The sequence below is a fragment of the Streptomyces sp. NPDC017991 genome, assembly GCF_044328075.1.
Classification (GTDB): Bacteria; Actinomycetota; Actinomycetes; order Streptomycetales; family Streptomycetaceae; genus Streptomyces.
The window spans coordinates 125,844-148,364 of record NZ_JBIRGP010000014.1 but is presented as its reverse complement, the minus strand read 5'-3'; the positions used below and the strand labels follow the sequence as shown (position 1 = coordinate 148,364).

The following is a 22,521-nucleotide window of genomic DNA, read 5'->3' as shown; positions in this document are numbered from 1 at the left end:
GACGACCGGGTTCACTCTCGACAAGGGGAGAGCGCGTGTCGAGCTCTGGATCTGAGGACCGTGCTCCGCGCTTCTGCCCGTGTGGCCGGTGCGACTCAGTGCGCGGGGTGGGAGGCCTTTTCGTGCGGTCGGGTGCCTCAGTGCGCTGGCTGTGCTGCGCTCAAGCCGGTCCGTGCCCTGGCGTTGGCGGTCCATGCCTGTCTACTGTTCGAGCAGAGGCCGATGCCTGTGCTGATGTCCCGCACGGTCACCGCGCCCATCAGGCTCCCAGACCCCGGGCTGCACAGGAACAGGACAGCCCGAAGACGGCCGGAGCCCTCTCATCCTCGCAGCGGACACAAGGGGCCCCGGCACCTCGTCCTCCCCGCCGACCTGGGGCGACTCCCGCGCGCCCCAGCAGGGAGGACCGACCGGCGCGGGGACACCTGCGGAATGGGGGCCGCTGGTGTCCCCGCGTCGACACCGCGGCCACCGTCGAAGCCGGCGAGCGGGAGTCTGGGCCGGGTCGACGACCGCACTTCTGACAGACACGTACCTGACCAAGCCTTTCAGGCACTTGCGTCGGTGCGTACGAAGAGGCAGAACGGGTGGCCCGCCGGGTCGCACAGGACCCGGACGTCGTCCTGCGGCTGGAAGTCTGCCACCGTCGCACCGAGGGCAAGGGCACGCTCGACGGCTGATGCCAGATCATTCACCTCGATGTCCAGATGCATCATCATCTGCTGTCCCGACCGTGTGGAAGGCCACCGCGGAGGTGTGAAGAGTCGCTCTGTCTGGAACGACAACCCGGCACCGCCGTCGGGCGGTGCGATCTCCACCCAATCCGGTTCTGCCTTCAGAATCGGCCACCCGAGCAGGTCGCGGTAGAACAGCGCCAGCTCGTGGGCGTTCGGGGCATCAAGAGTGGTCGCGGTCAACGTGAAACGCGGCGGGAACTTCATGCAGTGCTGCTGCCCTGTTTCGCCTCCGAAAGGCCGACCGTCGCTGTCGCCCCTGCTGTACGCGCAGCCATGCGTGCCCGTCGTGGGACTGCGGTGCGCCGTGCTGCGAGGCTCGCGGGGCCGCGCGATGCCGGGCGGCTCGTCCAGGGAGACTCCGTATGCCGCGCCCACGGTTCTCCACGGACCAGCCCCGTTCCACGACATGGACCGAGCGGACCCGATCACTCGCCGTTCGCCGACAGTGTCGGCATGGGCAGGCCCGCCAGTGCGCCCCGGACAGCCCGCGACCGCGGGCGGTCGTCTCGGGCGGTCGGCGCGGGCGGGCGAACGGGCCCAGCACGACCGGTCATCCCGACGCCGACGGGCCGGCGGATGCCGTGACCACGCGCCCGGCGGCCACAAGAAGCGCCCCGCGTCAGTTCTTCCCGTCGGGGACCGTCGGGCAACGCATTGTCGGGATCCGCACGGAGATGGCCGAGCGCGGACCGCGGTTGGGCGGCCGGCTATCGTAGATGATCTTTAACTGGGCGTTTACGTCGTGACGGTTTCTGTTCCCGGACCGTGTCGTTGGTCGGAGCATGTTGATCAATACGACTTCTCATGTCTCTGACGGTCCGCGTCTCACCCCGCGTCCCGCCCCGCGCCTGGACGAGCTGACCGGGATCGTCTTCCGGGACGGCGATGCGGGGCCCGACCTCCACGCCGCCTGGCGCAAGTCGATTTCCACGGACCTGTTCCGCCACCGCACCGACCTGTCGGTCGAGGAGCGCCGGCAGCAGTCGTACGATCGCCTGCGGGCGCTGAACGAGGAAGTGCTGTGCGCGCGGGACCTGGCCCGGGACCCGCGCGCGCTGGCCGCCCTGCACGAGTGGACATCGGTGGTGGACGGCGGCACGGCCACCGTGGCCGGCATTCACTACAACCTCTTCCTCGGCAGCCTCCTCGATGACGACGTGTCACCCGCGCGCGACCTGACCGAGTGTGCCGCGCTGGCCGTTACGGGGACCTTCCTGTGCACCGAGCGCGAGCACGGCAACGACGCCGCGGCGCTGGAGACCCTCGCGCGCTATGACCGCGAGCGGGACGAGTTCGTGCTGCACACGCCGCACGACGGCGCGCAGAAATACATGCCCAACACCAGCGCCGCGGGCGGGCCGAAAACCGCGGTGGTCGCGGCCCGGCTGCTGGTCGACGACCGGGACGAGGGCGTCTTCCTGTTCCTCACCCCGCTGCGCGACCGGCGCGGAACGCTGCCGGGTGTCACGGTGACGACGCTGCCGGACCGGATCGGCAGCCCGGTGGACCACTGTGTCACCGGCTTCGACCACGTACGCCTGCCACGCACCGCGCTGCTCCAGGGCGAGCACGGACGGCTGACGCCGGACGGTACGTTCACCAGCGCCGTGGGCAGTGCGCGCAAACGGTTCCTGCACGCGATCCGCCGGGTGACGGTCGGCAAGCTGTGCATGAGCGCGAGCACCCTGGGAGGGTGCCGCGCGGCGCTGGCGATCGCGGTGCGATACGCGTATCTGCGGCACATTTCGGGGCCGGTGGCCGCGGAGCGCGTCCCGCTGGCCGCGCACCGCAGCCACCACGCCCGGCTGCTCGCGTGCACGGCCACCGCGTACGCCATGACATTCCTGCACCGGACCGTCACCGAACGCTGGATCACCCACGCTCCCGAGGACCGGACCGAGACGGAACGGCTGGTGGCGATGGCCAAGGGCTGGATCACCTGGCAGGCCCGCGACATCACGATCGAGAGCCGCGAACGCTGCGGCGCCCGCGCGCTGTTCCCCGTGAACGGCCTCGCCGAGTTCACCGCCAACGCCGAGGGAGCCATCACCGCCGAGGGCGACAACCTGGCCGTCTGGTGCAAGGCCGGAGCCGAGATGATCTTCGGCCAGGTGGCGGCCCCGGAGCCGGAGACGGGGGCGAGCGACCAGGAGTCCCTGACCGATCCCACCTTTCTGCGTCGCGTCCTGGCCGCAGCCGAGCGCCACTGGCACCTGGCCGCGCGCCGGGACGTCCGCGGCGGCGGGCGCGACGCGCTCGGGCGCTGGAACCATGCCTCCGCCGCCGCCCTCGCCCTGGTCGAGACGTACACGGTGGGCCAGGCCGCCGACGCCTTCGCCGCGGTGTGCGACCAGGTCACCGACCGGGGTACCCGCGCCGCTCTGGATGATCTGCGGGCGCTGTTCCTGCTCGACCGGCTGGTCCCGCTCAGCGGACTCCTGCTGGCCGAAGGCATCGTCACCGCCGACCAGGTCCGTTCACTTCCCGACGTACTGCGCGACCTGACGGCCGGGCTCGCGCCGCACCTGGCAACCCTGACGGAGGCGTTCGACGTGCCGGAGGAACACCTGGCGTCGCTGCCGATGCTGACGACAGTGAAGACGTCAGTGAACTCGTCCCGACGCGACTCCTGATCGGCCCGCACGGGCGGGGCGGATGCCGGAGATGCCGGGGAAGCGTCGGTCACCCCTACACAGGTGCCTTTGGATCGCTGTCGGCTCAGTCCTCGGGTGCCACCAGGAAGCAGTCGCGCTCGCCGCCGCGCACGAGGCAGCCCTCGACCTTGGGGACGGCGCGGGAGTTCGCCGCCGCCATCGGCGTCGAAAGGGAGCCCTCCTCGTCGAAATGGTCCCGGACCTCGCTCTGTTGGGGTTCGATCCCCGGCGCGGTGATCTCGATACGGTCCCCCTCGCGGCCACGGTCGATACGGGCCCATACCGTCCCGCACCTCACGGAGTGGCGCACTTTGACCACCGTGCCGCCATCGAAGCGCCGCTCGGCCAGGGTGCCCGGTGGGTGCGCGGCATTCGAGCAGCTGGTCGACTCCGCGTTCCTGCCGGTGCACGCGTCACCGAAACAGCTCGGTCCGGGTGCGGAACCGCTCGGCGAACCGCTGCCCCTCGCATCGCTGCTACCGCTGCCGAAGTCCCACGTCGCCATGAACACTCCGGCGGCAACGGCCGCGCCACAGACGAGCGCTCCGGCGACGTGGCGCACAGAGCGGTGGCGCCGGGTCTGGGGGTCTGGGTGATTCGGCGCTTCGTCGGCCGCGACTGCCGGGCTCCGTAGGACCGCCCCACTCCCTGCCCCGACCCCGGCCCCCGTCCCGGCCCGCCCGCTCCAAGCGGACTCGGCCAGCTCCCACAGGGCGAGCGGCCGATCCTGGCGCTCGCCCGCGAGACGGCACAGCTGCTCGACGGCTTGCCGGGGCGGCAGCGCCTTGCCGTTGAGATAGCGCTCCCAGGACGACTTGCTGTACGGGGTCTTTGCCGCCAGCGCGGCCAGGCTCAGCCCTGTTGCGGACCGTAACTCACGCAAGGTACGGGCGAGCCGCTCGCACTGTGCCGGCCGCACCACCCGGCTCACCGCCCCTCCCACGCCGTCCGGGCGCGTTCCCCTCACCTCCCTCTCCTGGTTCACTTCCGCAGCACCCCCCAGGTGTCCGGCCCGATCTTTCCGTCGACCGCGACCTTCCCCTTCTCCTGGGCACGCTTCACCGCGCGTTCGGTCGCGTTGCCGAAGATTCCGTCGGCCGCACCGAGCGACTGACGGTGGTATGTGAGGAGACACTGCGCCTCCACCACCGACCACCGGGTGGACGATTGCTGAATGAGCTCCGTCCGCGTACGGCTGTAGCCGGCGTAAAGGAGGCCGTCGTCGTCGCGCTTCACCCTGCAGCGGTAGTCCTTGCCCGGCTGATAGACGAACTCCCCCAGTTTCGGGTGGGATTCGCCGGTATACGGCTTGTCACCCCCGCCCTTTTCCCCGTCGTCGCCCTCCCACGGCGCCACGAATGCGAGCACAGCCAGAATCACCAGGGCCGTGGTCGCGCTGGACAGCACCACCGCCAGCCATGGCACTCGCGTGGCGCGGTGACCGTCGACGACCTTGTCCGGCCCTGACTCCCGCTCAGGGCCCGGTCCGGGCAGGAGCCCGGCCTCCGGTGCCGTGCCCCATGCCTCCGCGGCCACCTCCCACTGGGCGACGAGCCGTACCGGGTCGGTGTCGCAGACCCGGGCCAGGGCCTCGACCGCCTCGATCGGCGGCAGCGCCTTTCCGTTGAGATAGCGATCCCAGGAGGAGCGGCTGTACGCCGTTCTGTCGGCCAGCGTCGCCAGCCCTAGGCCGCTGTGATCCTTGAGTCTTCGCAGTTGTACGACGAACTGCCGGACTTGCGGGTCGAGTAAGTCGGGCAGCTTCTTCCATCGAGACATGTTCCACCCCACGTCTTGAAGTCCCGCACAGAAAGATGTCGTACTTTCCCGTTCCAGTTCCCTCCCGTGACAGGGACCGGCGGAGCGACCGAACCGTTTCAGCCGTTTCTGCCCGTCCCGGCGTCCCACTGAAGCCGCGCCTCCTCCGGAGTCCTCGCAGGCCGGCGGCCGGGACATCCCAAGCGCGCCCAAGTCGCCCAACCGCACTGGTGCGGAAGGCGAGTTGGCGCGCAATGTCTGTGGTGCACAACGGGCGGCGCGGTCCACCCCGCGCCGCTCCACCTCACACCGAGAAGCGGAGCGGCACCACAGCAGGACCGGCGGTCCGCCACGACGATCCACAGCGCCGCACGCCCCACAGACGGCGCCTCGTCCTCCCCGGGGGAGAGGACGAGGCGTCAGGGGGCAGCGGCCGGTACGTGGCACGTCAGCCCCGACGGGTGTCGCCCCACGATCAGAAGGGAAACACATGCGCGTTTTGGCGAGGACCCTTGTCAGCGTCACCGCGGCTCTCGGAATCGCCGCAGGCGGCCTGGCCACCGCGGGCGCCGGCTTCGCGGCTTCCGCTCCGACCGTGAAGTCCGCGGCGATCTCCCAGGAGGCCGCCCCGCTGGCGGTGGTCAACCTCGGCCTGAACACCACGGAGGCCGGGTACGTCCAGTGCTGGCTCAAGGACTTCTGGTCCTACACCGGCGCCATCGACGGACAGCTCGGAACCAACAGCTGGAAGGCGATGCAGCGCAACCTCAAGGCGCACTGGGGCTATACCGGCGCGATCGACGGCATCGTCGGAAGCGGCACGGTGTCGGGGCTGCAACGCAGCCTGAAGGCACACCAGGGTTACACCGGCCCGATCGACGGAATCGCCGGATCTGGGACCCAGGCCGCGTTCAAGCGCTTCGCGGCCGACAGCAGGGCGTTCTGCTGAGCGACCGAAACATCGCAGCGCATCGGGCCCGGTACCGATCTCTCGGTACCGGGCCTTACGCGGCCGCACAACGGGTGGTCCCCGGGTTCTCACCGCGTGCGTACCCCGCGTGTCTCACCCAGCTGCTGATCGATGGGCCTGGCGCCCAGGGCACAGTTCTTGGCCGATTCCGAGGGTTACGAGGGCACTGCGGCGTCGGAGTTGCGGACGGCGAGGGCGGGGGAGAGCTCGTCGACCGGTCCCGCCAAGGATCCGGGCGCGTCCGCCCAAGGGTGAGCTGTCTTCGGCCGGTTGCTCCCGATGCGGCGCTGTTCGGCGCGCCCGTGACGCGGGCCGTGCCCTACGCGTGCCATCCGGGCGCTGGACCGCTGCCCGACCACCTGAACCTGCCTCTGCCAGCCTGCCACCCGAGCATGTGCTCCGCGGACTTGCACGTGGCATGGGATCCGGTCGTCGAGGGGTGCTTTGGAGCCATTTCATCGCGTGTGTGCCGACAGACCCGGCAGGTTCGCACTACACCTGAAGGAGCTCGCGCCTGACCGGGGAGGGCTGCCCGATGCTACTGACGATCAACGTAGCGGTGCTGTTGGCGCTCATCATCGTCCTGCGGCTGCGACGGCGTACGCAGGCCCGCAGCCGTAACGACGAGAAGCTGACCGTGGTCATCGTGCTCGTCTTCGGCATCCTGGTCGCCCCCACGGCATTCGGCCAGGGCATCCTCGACGCCCTGGAACAGCTGGCACAGGGCGTTTCCCGCACCGGCAGTCCGTGACCCGGACACAACTGGCCCCTGAACAGGCCGAGGACGAAGGTAGGCAGTTTTCGCCTCCACCAGCCACGGCAATCCCAGTATCCTCATGAGTGGACAGTAGGACACCATCCCCCCACCAAGGTTGCGTGCCGGCGCGGGTGACACCCACCGCACTCCGCCCCAGCAACTGCGTGACCTACCGATTCGCCGCCTCCAGGAGGATCACGGTGAAAGTTCGCACCAGAAGCTCGGCGGTCATCGGCACCCTCTGCCTCCTCGCTTCCCTCGTACTGACCACAGCGTCCGCCGATGAATCCGTATCTCCAGGTCAGGCAGCGCCGGTCGTGCTCACCGCACTGGCCACGGCCCAGAGTCCGACCGCCGGCGCTGCCGGTCCCGACGGCACGGTCTGGATAGCCGAACGTGCGGGCACTGTACGGGTCCTGGACGACCAGGGTCTCGGCCAGCCCGTCCTCGACGTGTCCGACGAGACCACGACCGATGGCGAACGCGGCTTGCTGGGCATCGCCTTCGACAAGGAGTTCGCGCACTTCTACATCTCGTTCACGAACCTCGAAGGCACCAGCACGGTGGACGAGTTCGTTCTTCAGGAGGGCAGGATCCAGCCGGATACCCGGCGTACGGTCCTCACCCAGACGCAGCCCTATGCGAACCACAACGGCGGCGACATCACCTTCGGCCCCGACGGGTACCTCTACATCGCGCTCGGTGACGGCGGCTCAGGCGGCGACCCCCACGGAAACGGGCAGAACCTCGACACGCTGCTCGGCAAGCTGCTGCGGATCGACCCGAACGGTGGCGAGCCGTACGCGATTCCGCCGGACAACCCCTTCGTGGACGATCCGAACGCGAAGGACGAGATCTGGGCCTACGGCTTGCGCAACCCGTGGCGGTTCTCCTTCGACGAGGGCACGGGCGATCTGCTGATCGGTGACGTCGGTCAGAGCGCCTGGGAGGAGATCGACTGGGCCCCGGCCGACAGCGAGGGCGGCGAAAACTACGGATGGTCCCAGATGGAGGGCAACCACCCCTTCCGGGGCGGCACGGAGCCCGAGAACCACGTGCCGCCGGTCCACGAGTACGACCGCAACGGCCTGGGCTGCTCGGTGACCGGCGGATACGTCTATCGAGGCAATGAGATCCCGGACCTCAAGGGTCAGTACGTCTTCAGTGACTACTGCGACGGAACCATCCGCACGCTCCAGATGGAGAACGGCGAGGTCACCGGCGTGAGCGACCTCGGAGTCAACGCCGGTGAAGTGGTGTCGTTCGTCCAGGGCGGCGACCGCGAACTGTATGTGCTCGCCAGCGGCGGCAGCGTCTTCCGCCTCGACCCCGCGTAACGGCCACCGGATGGGGGCTCGCGGGGGCACCTCGATCCCGCGCCCCCCAGCACGCGCCGCCAGAACGCGTCGGCTGACACACGCATGCGTTCTACGGCGTGTGGACGGCGGCGGTGCCGTACAGCTCCCTCGTGAACGCGGAGATGTCCGCGCTGCGGTCGGTGCCGTTGAGGTTGTACGTCAGGAAGACTCCGTATCCGTCGCTCACGGTGCGGCGAGCGAGGTCGGCGACCGTGCTCTGCGATGTCCTGCCGATCTCGACGGCTGCCGGCGACAGTTTCGACTTGGGCAGTCCGATGCCGGGGACCTGCCAGGTTCCGTAATACGGGTTCCAGGCATAGTCGAACTTGGACGAGATGTTGACGCCGCCGAAGGACAGACGGGATGCGGACGGCCCGATGTTGTAGAGGCTGATGATCTTGTCCGGCATGTTCGCACGGAGCGCGGTCACCAGATGTACGAACGAGCCGGCGTTGGGCTGCCCGGTGCCGTTGTTGCCGTACTCGGCGTATTCGTCGTCGAAGTCGATGCCGTCGAGACCGTATCTGGTCACGGTGTTCGACAGTTGTTTGGCGAACGCTGACGCCGTTTCCTGCGACGGGAAGTTGGCGAAGCCTGCCCCCTGGTGATTTCCCAGCACCGACAGGACGACCTTGATGCCCTTTTGTTGCAGCGGCCGGATCTGTGTGGCGGCGTTGTCGAGGACGCGCTGCACATTCTCGTTGAAATACAACTGTGCCGTCTTCGTGCCTGTGTTGTAGTTGATGTTGGCCGCGAAAATCACCGCAACGTCGAAGACAGTGTCGCTGCTGTTGGCGAGAGTGTATTTGCCGACGTTCAGCATACTGTTGTTGTTGACCTCGACATACGCCACCGAGGTCGGTCCCGCCTTCGCGAGTGTCGGGGCGGCTGTGGCGTGGGTCGTGACCGTCGTGCCGAGAGCGAGAGCCGCGACGGTCGAGAGGGCGACCACGGTCGCCTGCATCCTGCTTCTTACACGTGTGAGCATCGTTGACCGGTCTCCCATCGCATGGTCGGCGCCCGGCCTGCCCGAACGTGCCGAGCAGTCCCTCCGAGTCCCGACAGCCGTGCGCCAATGCTTCCCAACTTCCACTCACGTCACACTGCAACTCACTTGATCTGTAGGCTGGTTGACGGTTTTGTCTTGGTCCGCGTCCTGATCGAGCGTGCCCGTACCTGCTCGGTGCCACCACCTGGAGGCGAGCCCGCGCGGCACACCATCGAGCCGACGCTCAAGCGTGGGATTCAACAGAGTGCTGGTGGCTCACCGGCAACGGCGCCGAGAGGGAGGGCGAGCATGAGTAACTGGGTCGTGATCGCGCAGTACTACAGCGACGTGTACAGGACCGAATTCATCTGTCGTGGGCTGGAGACGAAGGACCAGGCACTGGAAGCGCTGCGTGCAGCTCTCCACACGTATCTGCCGAGCAAAAGTATCGTCGAGAAGCGGCGTCGCGTGTATCGCTTCGCCGACCAGGAGACCTACCTGGTGGTGATCAAAGGCAAGCTGACGGAGTGGGAGTGCACCCTGCGCCTCGCGGAGCTGATCTCCGACTCGACCGACGCGGCCGTGGCCGAGCACGCGCAGCTGGAGGACCGCGTATCAGAGGGGACTGATGGGCCGCAGGACCGGATTCCGCCCGGCTACTGACCGGCGGACCGGGTTCTGCTCAAGTCGGCCGTGCTGTAGAAAACATGGCCTGGCATTCGGTCGGATCGACCGCAGTCACGAGGTCGTCGCTGCGCCAATGCCCTTTGACTTACTTCGCGGAGTGACCTCGCGGAATGGGACCGGCAAGGTCCGTAGGACCTCGTGGCCGTGCTGACGGGACATCAGTCGCGCGATCATGTCGATTCGCGTACCACGAGTTCGTTCGGCATGATCACCGGGTCTGTGGGGCCACCGTCTATCAGGCTGAGGAGCAGGTGGACGGCCGCCGTCGCCTGGTCCGCCATCGGGCTGCGTACCGAGGTGAGCGCGGGGCTCGTGTAGGACGCGGCCTCGATGTCGTCGAAGCCGATCACCGCCACGTCCTCGGGAACGCGCCGGCCCGCCTTCTGGAGGGTGCGCAGGGCTCCGATCGCCATCAGGTCGTTGGACGCGAACACCGCGTCGAGGCCGGGATCGTCCTCCAGGAGCTGGCGCATGGCCTCGGCGCCGGAGACTCTCGTGAAGTCGCCCAGTGCCACGATCGAGCGTCGGCCGGTGTCTCGCAACGTCTGCCGGTAGCCGGCAAGGCGCTCACGCGCCTCGTAGAGTTCGAGCGGGCCGGTGATGGTGGCGATCCGGCGTCGGCCGCGCTCCAGAAGGTGACGTACGGCCAGTGCCGCCCCGCCGGCGTTGTCCAGCGCCACGTACGGGACGTCCTGTGCGGAGGTGCGGTTGAAGGACACGACGGGCAAACCCTGCCGGGCGAGCGCGGCCGGCAGGGAATCCGTACCGTGCAGGGCGACCAGGAGCACGCCGTCCACGTGCCCGCCGGCGATGTACTGCACCACTCGGGTCCGGCTCTGGTCCGATTCCGCGAGCATGAGCACGAGTCGTTTGCCCGCCTTCTCCAGCTCCCTGCTGACGGCGCGGACCACAGCGGAGAAGAGGGGGTCGTCGGAGACGACTCCCTGCGGCGGGTCGGAGACCACCACGGCGAGGGTGTCCGTGCGGCGGGTGACGAGGTTGCGGGCCGCCCCGTTGGGCACGTAACCCAGTTCGTGCACCGCGCGCATGACGACGTCCCGGATCTCCGGGGCGACCGTCGTCTCGCCGTTGATGACGCGGGAGACGCTCGATTTGGACACGCCCGCCCGGGCGGCGACCACTTCCAGAGTGGGGCGTTTCATACCTGTCCGTCCCCTGTGCCGCCGCCCGGGGTCGTGCGCGGGGCGGGTTTTCTCATCAGGGCGACCTCCGGCTCAGCGTCATGACGTTGTGAGCAGCGTATCCGCAGGCCGGGGCGTCCTGAGCATGCCCAGGAGTTCTTCGCCCCCCGAGCCGCCCCCCGAGTCGCCCTCCGGCCGACAGTGCGCCGCGGAGGTCGTGGGGGACCGCTCCCTGTAGAAGTCGTTTGCGTTACACCGTTGTTTTTCCGAGGTGAAACAGCTCTTGACAGCCTTCCCGCGCCCCTCCATTCTCCCCTTCAGGGAGCGCTCCCTCACCTCGCCCCCACTTGAGGAGTCGCCCATGCACAAGCTGCTGCGTCGCTTCGCCCTATTTCTGACACTCGCGGCCTCATTACTCACTTTCATCGCTCTTCCCGCGCCTTCCGCACAGGCCGCGGAGATCCTGCTCTCGCAGGGAAAGACCGCCACCGCCTCAAGTACCGAGGGGGACTTCAACGCTCGGAGCGCCGTCGACGGAGACCCCGGGACCCGATGGTCCAGCGCCTTCGCCGATCCGCAGTGGATCCAGATCGACCTCGGGGCAAGTGCCGGGATCAGCCGGGTCGTCCTCAACTGGGAAGCCGCGTACGGCACGGCGTTCCGAATCGAGGTGTCGGGCGACGCGCAGAGATGGACCACCGTCCACCAGACGGCCACGGGCACGGGCGGCACCCAGAACCTGACCGTCTCCGGCACCGGCCGCTATGTCCGCATGTACGGAACGCAACGTGCCACCGCCTACGGCTACTCGCTGTGGGAGTTCCAGGTGTACGGAACCGCCGGTGGTTCCGGCGGCGACCCCGGCAGACTGCTCTCCTACGGCAGGCCGGGCGCGGCCTCCTCCTCCCAGAGCGACGGGAACTGCTGGGAGTGCACACCGGCCAGGGCGTTCGACCGTGATCCCGCCTCCCGCTGGGCCACCAACTCCACCACCGGATGGACCGATCCGGGCTGGATCTCCATCGACCTCGGCGCGACGGCACAGATCGACAAGGTCGTCCTGCAATGGGATCCCGCCTACGCCAAGTCCTTCCAGATCCAGGTCTCACCGAACGGCACCGACTGGACGCCGATCTACTCGACGACGTCCGGCACGGGCTTCAAGCAGACACTGACCGTCTCCGGCTCCGGCCGCTACGTGCGCATGTACGGCACGGAACGCGCCACCCCCTACGGCTACTCGCTGTGGGAGTTCCAGGTGTACGGCACCGGTGGGGACCCGATCACGCCCCCGCCCCTGCCGAGCGACCCCGCGAACCCGCCGCGGCTGGTGTGGAGCGACGACTTCGACGGCACCGCGGGCGGCAGGCCCGACGCCTCGAAGTGGCGGGCCGACCCGGGCACCGGGCCGAACAACGAGCTGGAGTACTACACCGACCGCAACGCCTCACTGGACGGGTCGGGACACCTGGTGATGGAGGCCCGCAAGGAGGTCACCGCCGGATCGTCCTGCCCACGTGACCCGTTGAGCGGCAGCACCACCTGCCAGTACACCTCGGCGCGGATGAACACCGGCGCGACGTTCCAGTTCACCTACGGGCGCGTCGAAGCACGCATCAAGGTGCCCAAGGGCAACGGCCTGTGGCCCGCGTTCTGGATGATGGGCGCCGACTTCCTGACGGGCCGGCCGTGGCCGTACAACGGCGAGATCGACATCGTGGAGGTCCTCGGCAAGGACGTGAAGACCGCCTACTCGACCGTCCACGCACCCGCCTACAACGGCGGAGGCGGAATCGGTTCGCCGTACACCCTGCCCGGGAACGCCGACTTCTCCGACGACTTCCACACCTGGGCCGCCGACTGGAACAGCAAGGGCATCACCTACAGCCTGGACGGCCGGACCGTCTTCACCCTCGCCAAGGACCAGGTGGAGCAGACACGCGGTCCGTGGATCTTCGACCACCCGCACTACATGATCCTCAACCTCGCGGTCGGCGGTGACTGGCCGGGCCCGACGGACGCCGGCACTCCCTTCCCCTCCAAGATGCTCGTCGACTTCGTACGGGTCTATCAGTAGCCCTCGGTTCCCGAGCCGCAGGGCGAGACCAAGCGCGAAACGAAGACCGAGCCGAAGACCGAGCCGAAGGCCGAGTCCCGGCCACCCGGCGTTCGTTCGCGAAGTTCCAGGGCCGCTCCGCCCCGTCCCCTCGGGATGGAGCGGCTCTCCGGCAGGAAGCAGCCCCGTCGCCCAACCCCCTCGCCCCATCCCTTCACCCCCGATGTTCGTGAGGAAGTGGAATGCGCAGATATCGCGTCCCTCTGTACACACTCTTGGTGAACGCCCTGGTGGTCGCACTGGCCGCCGCCCTGAGCCTGACCGTCTCGACCCAGCGGGCGCAGGCCGCGACGGTCACCGTTCAGGCCGAGTCCTACGCGGCCCAGTCGGGCGTCGCGCTGGAGGCGACCGCGGACATGGGAGGCGGGCAGAACGCCGCGTTCCTCGCCGACAGCGACTGGATGCGGTTCGACAACGTCGACCTCGGTACGGCCGGGCGGCTGACGGTGTCGGCCCGGATCGCTTCCGCCGTCGGCTCGGGCACGGTCGAGCTGCGTACCGGCAGCCTCACCGGACCGCTGCTCGCGGTCATCTCGGTCTCCCCGACCGGCGGTTGGCAGAACTGGGCGACCCGGGAGACCGAGGTCTCCAGCCACCCCACCGGTTCGCAGACGGTGTTCGCCGTACTGCGCGGCACGGGGTCCGCCGACTTCGTGAACATCAACTGGTTCTCCTTCGTCGGTGAGGGCGGTGGCGCGGAGCCCGGCTGGGTCCCCGTCGACCAGGCCAAGTGGAACGCCCAGCTGAGTCAGTTCCGTGCGATGACGCCGGCCGCGGTGCCCGGCGGCGTGGTCAGGGTTCCGGAGTTCAACGCCACCTGCACCTACAGTCACTCCAAGCCGGACGACCCCATCGTCCTGCCGGGCCTTCCCGGTGCGTCCCACATGCACAGCTTCTTCGGCAACAAGAGCACCGACGCGTTCTCCACGCCCCAGTCGCTGCTGGCCAACAGGCCTACCAGCTGCACCCCTGCCGACGACCTCTCGGCGTACTGGATCCCCAGCCTCTACGAAGGTGACAGGGCCGTCGAAGCCGAGGGCATGATCGTCTACTACGGTTCCCGGCTCACCGACCCCTCGGCGACCGTGCCCTTCCCGGAGGGATTCCGCATGATCGCAGGTGACGCCAAGACGCAGACGCCCACCCCGGCGGGATCGACCGGTCAGTACTGGTGCTCAGGCGAGGGCGGTGAGACCGGCCGCAGCGCCGACGGCAACTGGCCGGTCTGCGCCCCGAAGGCCCACCTCACCCACCAGCTCGTCTTCCCCGACTGCTGGGACGGCAAGAACCTCGACAGCCCCAACCACAAGTCGCACGTGGCGTTCACCTACGACGGCAAGTGCAGTGGCGCCTACCCCGTCGCCATCCCCAACCTCTCCTTCGTCGTCAGCTACCCGACCAGCGGCAGCAGCGCGGGCTTCCGGCTGGCCTCGGGCATGGCGTCCTCCATCCACGGAGACTTCTTCAACGCCTGGGACAACGCCGCTCTCGGACACCGTGTGAAGGACTGCATCACCCAGAAGGCCAAGTGCAACTCCGCCGGCACGTTCTGACCCTGTGGTCGGTGTGCGCCGCGGCTGTGGCGCTGCTGGTTGTCGGCTGCACCGTGCAGCCGGCGACCAGCGGTACGTCGCCGGGAGCCGCCGCGTCGCGGACCTCGGCCTTCAACGCGACCGACACCGCCTGGATCCTGCTGATGATCCCCATGGCCGAGCGTGCCCGGCAGCTGACCGACCTGGCGCCCTCCCGTTCGGCGGACCCGGCCGTGGCCACGCTGGCGGCGAAGACCGGCTCGACACTGCGTACGGACCTGCGCCGTCTGCGCGCCGCACTGAGGCTGTCAGGTGCACCGGACACGCGCCCCCACGAGGGGCACAACATGCCGGGCATGGTCAGCCTCGACACCCTCGACCAGGCGGCCGCCATGAAGGGCCGGCCGTTCGACCGGATCCTCACCGACGCGCTGCGCGCCCATTTCACCCAGTCCCGGGTGCTGTGTGCCGGCGAGCAGAACCAAGGCCGGGCCGGTGAGGCGACGGGACTGGCCGCGGCCATTGCGAGGAGTACGTCCCATCAGATGGCTGGGCTCGACAAACTGCGAGCAGCGCGGCCTGCGACGCCCGGTGGCCGGGCCACCAGGTGAGCCGGGTGCGTTCCGCTCTCTACCAGGTCACCGGAAGGGCGAGTGGATAGCGCCAGATCGACGTGGTGTTCCACCGCAGCTCGTCCTCGGGCACGGCCAGTCGCAGGGTGGGGAACCGGGTCAGGAGCGTGCCGATGGCCACTTGGAGGACCATGCGTGCCAGGTGGGAGCCGAGGCAGTGGTGGCTGCCGTATCCGAAGGTCATGTGCACGGCGGGCGCCTGCCGCCCGAAGTCCAGCTCGTCGGGCCGCTCGTACACCAGGTCGTCGCGATTGGCGGTCAGGTACGACACCTGCACAGTGTCGCCCGCTCGAATGATCTGGTCGCCGAGTTCCACGTCTTCCAGGGCCACCCTGGGAATGCCGACGCCCTGGCGGAAGGGGATGTGGCGCAGCAGTTCCTCCAGCGCCTGGGGCAGCAGTTCGGGCCGTGTTCGCAGTTGGGCCAGGTGAGTTGGGTGGGTCAGCAGGGTGTACACGATGTTGCTGATCTCGTAGGTAGTGGTGTCGTGTCCGGTGACCACCAAGAGCATGGCCAGCACGGCCAGCTCTCCTTCCTCCAGCATCTCGTCCCCGATGCGGGCGGTGGCCATCGCGCTGATCAGATCGTCGCCCGGGACGCGGCGCCGCGCTGTGGTCAGTGCGGCGAAGTAGTCACGCAGAGCCGACTTCGCCTCGATTGCCGAGGACCTGTCGTCAGCGCTCATCGACATCATGGCCATCGCCCATCGGCGCAGTTGCGGGCGGTGCCCTTCCGGTATGTCCATCAGCTGGCTGATCGTCATCAGCGGCAGTTCGTCGGCCAGGTGCGCGGCGATGTCCGCCGGTGCACCGCGTTCGGCCATCGCCTCCAGCAGCGCGTTCGTGGTCCGCTGCGTCCACGGGCGCAACGCCTCGACGTGCGGAGTGGTGAAGGCGTGGATGACGAGTCGGCGCACCCGGTTGAGCGCAGGCGGGTCCATCAGGTTGATCGCCTCGGGCTGCGCGATGGGCACCGGGGTGATCCGCGGGTAGTCCCGGCCGATCAGTGCGGCCCTGCTGAACCGCCGGTCCGAGGTCACCGTCCGTACGTCCTCGTAACGTGTCACCAGCCAGCAGGTACCCGTCCCGTAGGGCATCCGGACCCGGGTCACGGGCGCCTCGGTCCGCATCCTGGCCATGAACGGGTCGGGTTCCAGCGCAGTGTCGTGGCGGAACGGACACGCCGTCCCGGTCTCTGTATCCGCCGTGGTCATCGCTGCGTCTCCCCCTCCAACACGAGGCTCGTGTACACGAGTTCCGCGTACACGAGGTCCGTGTACACGAGGTCCGCGTACTGAGTGCCTCTCAACGCGATACCCGGCCCATTACGGGGCGACCGCAAAAGGCGGTAAACCGCCCGTATGAGGGGTCTTCGCGTTCGGGTTTCCGGCGTGGGCCCGCGCCGGATCGGTAGGACGAGCTGAGGGGTTGCCGGCCGCGCAGGGGGCGCAGCATCGGCCGGCTCGTCGGAGGTCGTGGGTCGGGGCGGCGGACGGGTCGGTACCGGTATGGACCCGTCCGCAGGTGTGGTGTAGGTCTCAATTCGCGTGCCCGGGCGTCTTCGCCATGCCTGGCACCCCGTTTTCCATTTTGTTTACCCTGTAAGGGATCACTGTCAGTTTGATTCCGTCGTCGATGATGTCCGCACATCATCGCGGTGTCGCCGGTATTCCGTTTCATCTTCCGAGTGAGGGAGAAAGTCAAACGGTGCCGTCAGGTGTTGACAGGGGCCGGTATCGGACTGTTGTATTAATTCCATCCACGGGGGGTGGATGGCAAACGGTGACCGGTCGAATGACTGACACCGTAAGGGCCTCGCTTTGGCCTGCTGCCATCTGCAGTTGGGGGAGATGGTGAGCAAGGTCAGGCATGCGCTTTTGATCGTGGCAGCGGCCTATGTGCTGACGGTCGAAAGAGTTGCAGGCCACAAGGCTCATGCGGATCGAGTCAGTGACCGCCGGCACGTCCGTCGTCTTCGGGACCGCGCCGGCCGCAGAGGGTCTGTCGGCCACCCGTGCTTCTGCGGGGACCGGATCCGGCGCGAGGCGGAGAACCAGGGCCGTCGCCACGACATCCCAACTGCTGCTGGGCGGGCATCACCGCCCTTCCCGAGCCCGTGGCTGCGCTCGTCGTCCACGGTGGACCGGTCATTCGAGGCCGCGCGGCGATCAGCGTGTGCTGCGTCGCTTGTTTCACGTCGGACCTCGATGTCGGTCCTCCTCGGAGCGTCATTGCGGACTTCGCCCTGTGGAAGGGCACGGCGGGTGAGACCCGCGAGAACTTCACTGCGTTTCGTTGCGGCACCGTGCGGGAGCGGTGCCGCACGGTGAACCGGCGGCCCCGGCCGCCCACTGCTCGTCCACTGCCCCGGCGGTGTTCTCCGAATGTTCGTGCAGCCGACCGGCCGGTGAAAGCGCTGTGTCATTACGCGTCCGACCGGCCGGATTCGATGATCGTCCGCCCCTGTCGATCCGGCATGCCGAAAAACGAGAAATCATTTCCCCTTGTCCGGTCCACTGCGGGCCGGGAGTTCCCGAACAGAAACAGAGTGATGAGCGTTCTCGAAATGTCGTTGGTACCCCCTATATTATCGAGGTCGACATGGCGTCAACTTCTCCGTCCGTCCGGCTCAGGAATACACCTTTCGTCATCAAGGAGTCGTCCGCTCAGTACGAGCGTGCTGTAGACAGCAGCCTGATGCAGGTAAGCATCACCGGCCGAAAAGGGAAGCAGGTGTTCCTGCCGGACGGCCGCGGGGTGGTCGAGTTCGTCAACTGCTCCTACCTCGGGCTCGACCTGCACCCCCGCGTGATCGCGGCGTCGAAGGCCGTGGACGAGGAGTGGGGGATGAACTTCTGCTGCGCCCGTTCGCGTTTCTCCTTCGAGCCGCAGCGACTCCTCGAAGAGGAACTGTCGGCGCTGTACCGGGGGCGGGCCATCACCTTTCCCTCGACGACCACCGCGCACATCTCGCTCATGCCGCTCCTCGCCAGTGGGGTGCTCTTCGAGGAGGGCACGGCGCACAAGACGTGCCTGATCTTCGACCAGTTCGCCCACTCGTCCATGGCCTATCTCAAGCCGGTGCTCGCCGCCGAGGCCACGGTGGAGACGGTTCCGCACAACTCCTTCGAGGACCTGCGCAAGCAGGTCGCTGCCGCACGGGCGCGCGGTGAGGTGCCGGTCTACGTGGCCGACGGCATCTACTCGATGGGCGGTCTGTGCCCGGCCCGCGAATTGCTCGACCTGGCCGAGGAGCTGGACCTGTGGCTCTACATCGACGACGCCCACGGCCTGGGCATCTTCGGCGAGCGCGGTGAGGGCCAGCTCCTCAGCCAGATCGAGGGCGACATCCCCGAGCGCGTCATCCTCACCTACTCGCTGTCCAAGGGCTTCGGCGCCTACGGCGGCGGGCTCCTCGTCCAGGGCGAGTGGCGCGAGCAGCTGATCCGCTCCTACGGACAGGTCTACGCGTTCTCGGCGGCGCAGACCTTCCAGGCGGTCTACGCGTGCCGCGCCGTCGTGGAGCTGCACGAGGAGGGGGCGATCGCCCCCCTGCAGCGGACCCTGCGTGAACGGGTGGCGCTGTTCGACGAACTGATGGGGCTGTCACTGCCGTTCAGCCCCATCCGGATGGTGGCGATCGGGGACGAGACGAACGCCCTGAAGGCCGGCGAGGAACTCCTGGACGAGGGCTACTACGCGTCGGTGGTCTTCTTCCCCATCGTCCGCCGCAAGTCCGCGCAGCTGCGGCTGTGCATCGCGGCCAACCACACCGAGGACGACATCCGGGGTGTCGCCGCCGCGCTCAAGCGCGTCCACGCGACCTACGCGACCTACGAGACCTGCGGGAACGGGGAGGGCGGGAAATGAAGCACAAGGAACTGCACGTGGTGATCGGCGCGGGAATCGCCGGCTGCCTCGCCGCGATCACCCGCAGCCGCGCGGGGTACGACGTCATCGTCCTGGAGCGGCAGCAGGCGCGCTCCGAAGGCACGTACCCCGTGTGCACGCAGACCAGCAACATCGTCAGCGAGAACCACAGCGGCGCCGAGTACCCCTTCGACCCGCAGAGCGCGCGGGACTGCCTGGACGGCCGCATCGAGAACGAGCGCTTCTTCCCCGAGACGATCTACGGCGGCAAGACGAACAGCCGCATCATCGCCTCCCGGAGCATGATGGACGACGGCCACGACATCGTCGGCCAGTGCCGCACGAACATGGACGTCATCCGCACGCACTACGCCCGGCGGTGCGAGGAGGACCCGGCCAACGCCGTCTTCGGCGACCCGTCGCAGGTCTGCCGCGAGGTCCCCACCGTGGACGGCGTCCACGACGTGGCTGCCGCGTTCCTGACTCCGCAGCGGGGGATGAACCCCGCACTCGTGTCCACGGTGCTCGACTGGGAGCTGCGGCGGTGCGGCGTCGACTTCCGTGAAGGCAGCAGTGTGCAGGCGGTGGAGCGCCGCGCCGACGGCCGGTACGACGTCGTCCACACGAACGCCGGTGGTGCCCGGCACACCGTGGTCGCGGACCAGGTGAGCCTGTGCGCGGCGACAGCGGCGTTCGGCCTGGCCAAGTCGCTCAATCCGCGGATCGAGTTCCCGCGGCTGTTCATGGCACTGCGGCAGATCCTCTACGTCGACCTCCCCGACGGTACGGAGAAGAACTTCACCTGCCTGAAGCTGGAGGACTCCTACGGGGGCATGCTCAGTCCGCTCAACAAGCACGTCGCGATGGTGTACCACCCGCCGGCCGGGCACGTGATGAACCTGGTGATGGACCCGGCCACCGGCGCCACCCCGTACGCGCGCTACCTCGCCGAAGGCCACCCGGAGATGGAGGAGCGCGCCGAGCGGACGGTGAGGCGGCTGCGTGACTTCTACCCGGAGCTGCGCCGGTCCAAGATCCTCGGGACGTACCTCAAGGTCGCGATCAACACCGTCTCGGACTCCCGGATGCGGCGCAACATCGGCGTCTTCGGCGTCGACTCCGGTGCCACGATGACCGTGCTGCCCAAGTGGACGATGTGCGCCGTCAACGGCCGCAAGGAGCTGGCTCTGGCATTGGAGCACTCCCGGGCCGCCGGCAACGTGGGCGCGGACGAGGCCCGGGAGATCCTCGCCGGGGCGACCCGCGCCTGCTGGGAGACGCCGCCCGACTGGGCGGGCAAGCCGGAGTTGCTGACCGCCCGGGCGAAGAAGCACGCGGTCAACATGAACGTGCCCGAGGTCCTCGCCCTGCGGTTCAGCGACGCCGTCGACCGGCCGGGCATACGGCAGGCCTCGTACTGACACGGCCGGTGCGGCACAAGGAGTTCCTGCCAAGAGCGTGGGCCGTGACATCCGGCCCGGAGGGGATGCATGCATGTCTGGGAAGAACATCGTGATCACGGGTGCCGGCAGCGGCATCGGGGCCGAGACGGCGCGGCGGCTGGCCCCGGGAAACCGGCTCGTCCTGCACTACCACACGGCGAAGGAGGGCGCCTTGGCCCTGCGGGAGGAGCTGGCGCCGGTCTGTGCCGGCGTCGACGTGGTCGAGGCCGACCTGACCACGGACGCGGGCTGCGAGGCGCTGTCCGAGGAGATCAGCAGGCGCTTGGACGCGCTGGACGTCCTGGTCAACAACGCGGGCGGCATGATCGAGCGCCAGTCCGTCGGGGATCTGACATGGGATCACCTGGCCGCGACGTTCGCGCTGAACACCTTCTCCGCGATGCGGCTGACCAGCTTGTGCACCGGGCTCCTGCGCCGGGGTGGCAACGACCCCTGCGTCGTGAACGTGACCTCGATCGCGATGCGCCACGGAGCGCCGACCGCGACGGCGTACGGCGCGTCCAAGGCCGCCATGGACTCCTTCACACGAGGCGCCGCCGGCGAACTCGCGCCGGACATCCGGGTCAACGCGGTGGCGCCCGGCATCATCGACACCCGCTTCCACGAGCGCGTGACGTCCAAGGACAGGATGCGGCAGTTCATCGAGAACACCCCGCTGCGGCGTGCGGGAGGGGTGGCGGACGTCGCCCGCACCATCGAGTACCTGATCGGCGCCACCTTCGTCACGGGGGAGACGGTCGACTGCAACGGCGGCCTCGCCATGCGGTAGGCGTCGTCGCCCTCTGCGCCCCCTCACGGCTCACGGTTCACGGTTCACGGAAGGTTTTACCCGTATGCGTACACGTGTTCTTGTCACGGGTGGTGCCGGATTCATCGGATCACACCTGTGTGAGCGGCTGATCGACGATGGCCACGAGGTCATCTGCCTGGACAACCTCTTCACCGGGCGGCGAAGCAACATCGCACACCTGCTCGGTAGTCCCCGTTTCGAGTTCGAGCGGCATGACGTGGCCGAGCCCTTCCACGTCGAGGTCGACCAGATCTACCACCTGGCCTGCCCGGCCTCCCCGGTCCACTATCAGCGCAACCCGGTGCGCACCGTCCGCACCTGTGTGGAGGGCACGTTGAACGCCCTCGAACTGGCCCGTGAGACCGGCGCCCGGCTGTTCATCGCCTCCACCTCCGAGGTGTACGGCGACCCCCAGGTCCACCCGCAGCAGGAGGACTACTGGGGGCACGTCAACCCCATCGGCGTCAGGGCCTGCTACGACGAGGGCAAGCGCTGCGCGGAAGCACTCGCGGTGAGCTTCGCGCGGCAGTACGGAGTCGAGGTCCGGCTCGGCCGGATCTTCAACACCTATGGGCCGCGGATGCACGAGAACGACGGCAGGGTGGTGTCGAACTTCACGGTGCAGGCGCTGCGCGAGGAGCCGTTGACCATCTACGGCGACGGCAGCCAGACCCGGTCCTTCTGCTACGTCGACGACTTGGTCGAGGCCGTCGTCCGCCTGATGGCGACCGAGACCGACGCCCGGCCGGTGAACCTGGGCAACCCGCTGGAGACGACCGTCGAGCAGATCGCCCGTCAGATCAAGCGGCTGGCCGGTTCCCGGTCCGAGCTGGCCTTCCGGCCGCTGCCCGAGGACGACCCCACCCGCCGCCGCCCCGACATCTCCCGGGCCACCATGTTGTCGGGCTGGGAGCCGAAGGTCGACCTGGAGGACGGGCTGCGCCGGACGATCGCCGACTTCGCCGCCAGGACGACCCTGGCGGGCGGGCAGCGGGCCGAACCCGTACCGGTGCAGCAGGGGGCCGGCCGATGAGAGGGAGGGCAGACGCCGGGCCGGCCTCTTTTCCG

18 protein-coding genes are annotated in these 22,521 nt (G+C 68.4%); 12 read left to right on the top strand and 6 right to left on the bottom strand.

Annotated elements, in window-relative coordinates; genetic code table 11:
* Positions 1-548: 548 nt before the first annotated feature.
* Complete coding sequence (locus ACH4DZ_RS34635; protein WP_398291946.1) at positions 549-941, bottom strand: VOC family protein; 393 nt, start codon at positions 939-941, stop codon at positions 549-551.
* A gap of 578 nt (positions 942-1,519) precedes the next feature.
* Between ACH4DZ_RS34635 and ACH4DZ_RS34630 the strand changes: the two genes are divergently transcribed.
* A complete protein-coding gene (locus ACH4DZ_RS34630) occupies positions 1,520-3,370 on the top strand; it encodes an acyl-CoA dehydrogenase (RefSeq protein ID WP_398291944.1) in 1,851 nt (616 codons plus the stop codon).
* A gap of 85 nt (positions 3,371-3,455) precedes the next feature.
* Here the strand turns inward: ACH4DZ_RS34630 and ACH4DZ_RS34625 are convergent, their stop codons facing one another.
* Together ACH4DZ_RS34625 and ACH4DZ_RS34620 are read right to left on the bottom strand one after the other, a co-directional pair.
* Complete coding sequence (locus ACH4DZ_RS34625; RefSeq protein WP_398291942.1) at positions 3,456-4,358, bottom strand: helix-turn-helix domain-containing protein; 903 nt, start codon at positions 4,356-4,358, stop codon at positions 3,456-3,458.
* 14 nt (positions 4,359-4,372) lie between these two features.
* A complete protein-coding gene (locus ACH4DZ_RS34620; RefSeq protein ID WP_398291940.1) occupies positions 4,373-5,170 on the bottom strand; it encodes a helix-turn-helix domain-containing protein in 798 nt (265 codons plus the stop codon).
* 469 nt (positions 5,171-5,639) lie between these two features.
* Between ACH4DZ_RS34620 and ACH4DZ_RS34615 the strand changes: the two genes are divergently transcribed.
* The 3 genes from ACH4DZ_RS34615 (at position 5,640) to ACH4DZ_RS34605 (ending at position 8,213) form a co-directional block, all read left to right on the top strand.
* Complete coding sequence (locus ACH4DZ_RS34615; protein WP_398291938.1) at positions 5,640-6,098, top strand: peptidoglycan-binding protein; 459 nt, start codon at positions 5,640-5,642, stop codon at positions 6,096-6,098.
* A gap of 556 nt (positions 6,099-6,654) precedes the next feature.
* Positions 6,655-6,870, top strand: a complete 216-nt coding sequence (locus tag ACH4DZ_RS34610) for a hypothetical protein (RefSeq protein ID WP_398291936.1) — start codon at positions 6,655-6,657, stop codon at positions 6,868-6,870.
* A gap of 206 nt (positions 6,871-7,076) precedes the next feature.
* Positions 7,077-8,213, top strand: a complete 1,137-nt coding sequence (locus tag ACH4DZ_RS34605) for a PQQ-dependent sugar dehydrogenase (RefSeq protein WP_398291934.1) — start codon at positions 7,077-7,079, stop codon at positions 8,211-8,213.
* 91 nt (positions 8,214-8,304) lie between these two features.
* On the opposite strand, the gene ACH4DZ_RS34600 is transcribed toward ACH4DZ_RS34605, so the two are convergent.
* The gene (locus tag ACH4DZ_RS34600) at positions 8,305-9,222 is read right to left on the bottom strand and encodes an endo-beta-N-acetylglucosaminidase H (protein ID WP_398291932.1); all 918 of its coding nucleotides are present in this window, start codon (positions 9,220-9,222) and stop codon (positions 8,305-8,307) included.
* Positions 9,223-9,531: 309 nt separating this feature from the next.
* Here ACH4DZ_RS34600 and ACH4DZ_RS34595 point away from each other — a divergent pair, with 309 nt between their 5' ends.
* Positions 9,532-9,885, top strand: coding sequence for a hypothetical protein (locus ACH4DZ_RS34595; protein WP_398291930.1), 354 nt, complete (start codon positions 9,532-9,534; stop codon positions 9,883-9,885).
* 194 nt (positions 9,886-10,079) lie between these two features.
* Here the strand turns inward: ACH4DZ_RS34595 and ACH4DZ_RS34590 are convergent, their stop codons facing one another.
* Entirely contained in the window at positions 10,080-11,072 is a 993-nt protein-coding gene (locus ACH4DZ_RS34590; protein ID WP_398291928.1) for a LacI family DNA-binding transcriptional regulator, read from the bottom strand.
* A gap of 340 nt (positions 11,073-11,412) precedes the next feature.
* Between ACH4DZ_RS34590 and ACH4DZ_RS34585 the strand changes: the two genes are divergently transcribed.
* From ACH4DZ_RS34585 to ACH4DZ_RS34575, 3 genes are all read left to right on the top strand, one after another.
* Positions 11,413-13,128, top strand: a complete 1,716-nt coding sequence (locus ACH4DZ_RS34585; RefSeq protein WP_398291926.1) for a discoidin domain-containing protein — start codon at positions 11,413-11,415, stop codon at positions 13,126-13,128.
* Positions 13,129-13,385: 257 nt separating this feature from the next.
* The gene (locus ACH4DZ_RS34580; protein ID WP_398291925.1) at positions 13,386-14,720 is read left to right on the top strand and encodes a DUF1996 domain-containing protein; all 1,335 of its coding nucleotides are present in this window, start codon (positions 13,386-13,388) and stop codon (positions 14,718-14,720) included.
* Complete coding sequence (locus ACH4DZ_RS34575; protein WP_398291923.1) at positions 14,696-15,310, top strand: DUF305 domain-containing protein; 615 nt, start codon at positions 14,696-14,698, stop codon at positions 15,308-15,310. The genes ACH4DZ_RS34580 and ACH4DZ_RS34575 overlap by 25 nt, the downstream gene beginning before the upstream one ends.
* A gap of 19 nt (positions 15,311-15,329) precedes the next feature.
* Here ACH4DZ_RS34575 and ACH4DZ_RS34570 read toward each other — a convergent pair whose 3' ends face one another.
* Positions 15,330-16,544 (bottom strand): cytochrome P450, encoded by a 1,215-nt coding sequence (locus ACH4DZ_RS34570; protein WP_398291921.1) that lies wholly within the window; start codon positions 16,542-16,544, stop codon positions 15,330-15,332.
* A gap of 1,387 nt (positions 16,545-17,931) precedes the next feature.
* On the opposite strand from ACH4DZ_RS34570, the gene ACH4DZ_RS34565 reads away from it, so the two are divergent.
* From ACH4DZ_RS34565 to ACH4DZ_RS34550, 4 genes are all read left to right on the top strand, one after another.
* Entirely contained in the window at positions 17,932-19,200 is a 1,269-nt protein-coding gene (locus tag ACH4DZ_RS34565) for an aminotransferase class I/II-fold pyridoxal phosphate-dependent enzyme (protein WP_398291919.1), read from the top strand.
* Positions 19,197-20,621 carry an FAD-dependent oxidoreductase gene (locus ACH4DZ_RS34560; protein ID WP_398291917.1) on the top strand — a complete coding sequence of 475 codons (1,425 nt, stop codon included), beginning with the start codon at positions 19,197-19,199 and terminating at the stop codon, positions 20,619-20,621. Before ACH4DZ_RS34565 ends, ACH4DZ_RS34560 begins: the two co-directional genes overlap by 4 nt.
* A gap of 73 nt (positions 20,622-20,694) precedes the next feature.
* Positions 20,695-21,432 (top strand): SDR family NAD(P)-dependent oxidoreductase, encoded by a 738-nt coding sequence (locus ACH4DZ_RS34555; protein ID WP_398291915.1) that lies wholly within the window; start codon positions 20,695-20,697, stop codon positions 21,430-21,432.
* Positions 21,433-21,496: 64 nt separating this feature from the next.
* Positions 21,497-22,486: a UDP-glucuronic acid decarboxylase family protein gene (locus ACH4DZ_RS34550; RefSeq protein ID WP_398291913.1), complete on the top strand. Its 990-nt coding sequence runs from the start codon at positions 21,497-21,499 to the stop codon at positions 22,484-22,486.
* The last annotated feature ends 35 nt before the right edge of the window (positions 22,487-22,521 follow it).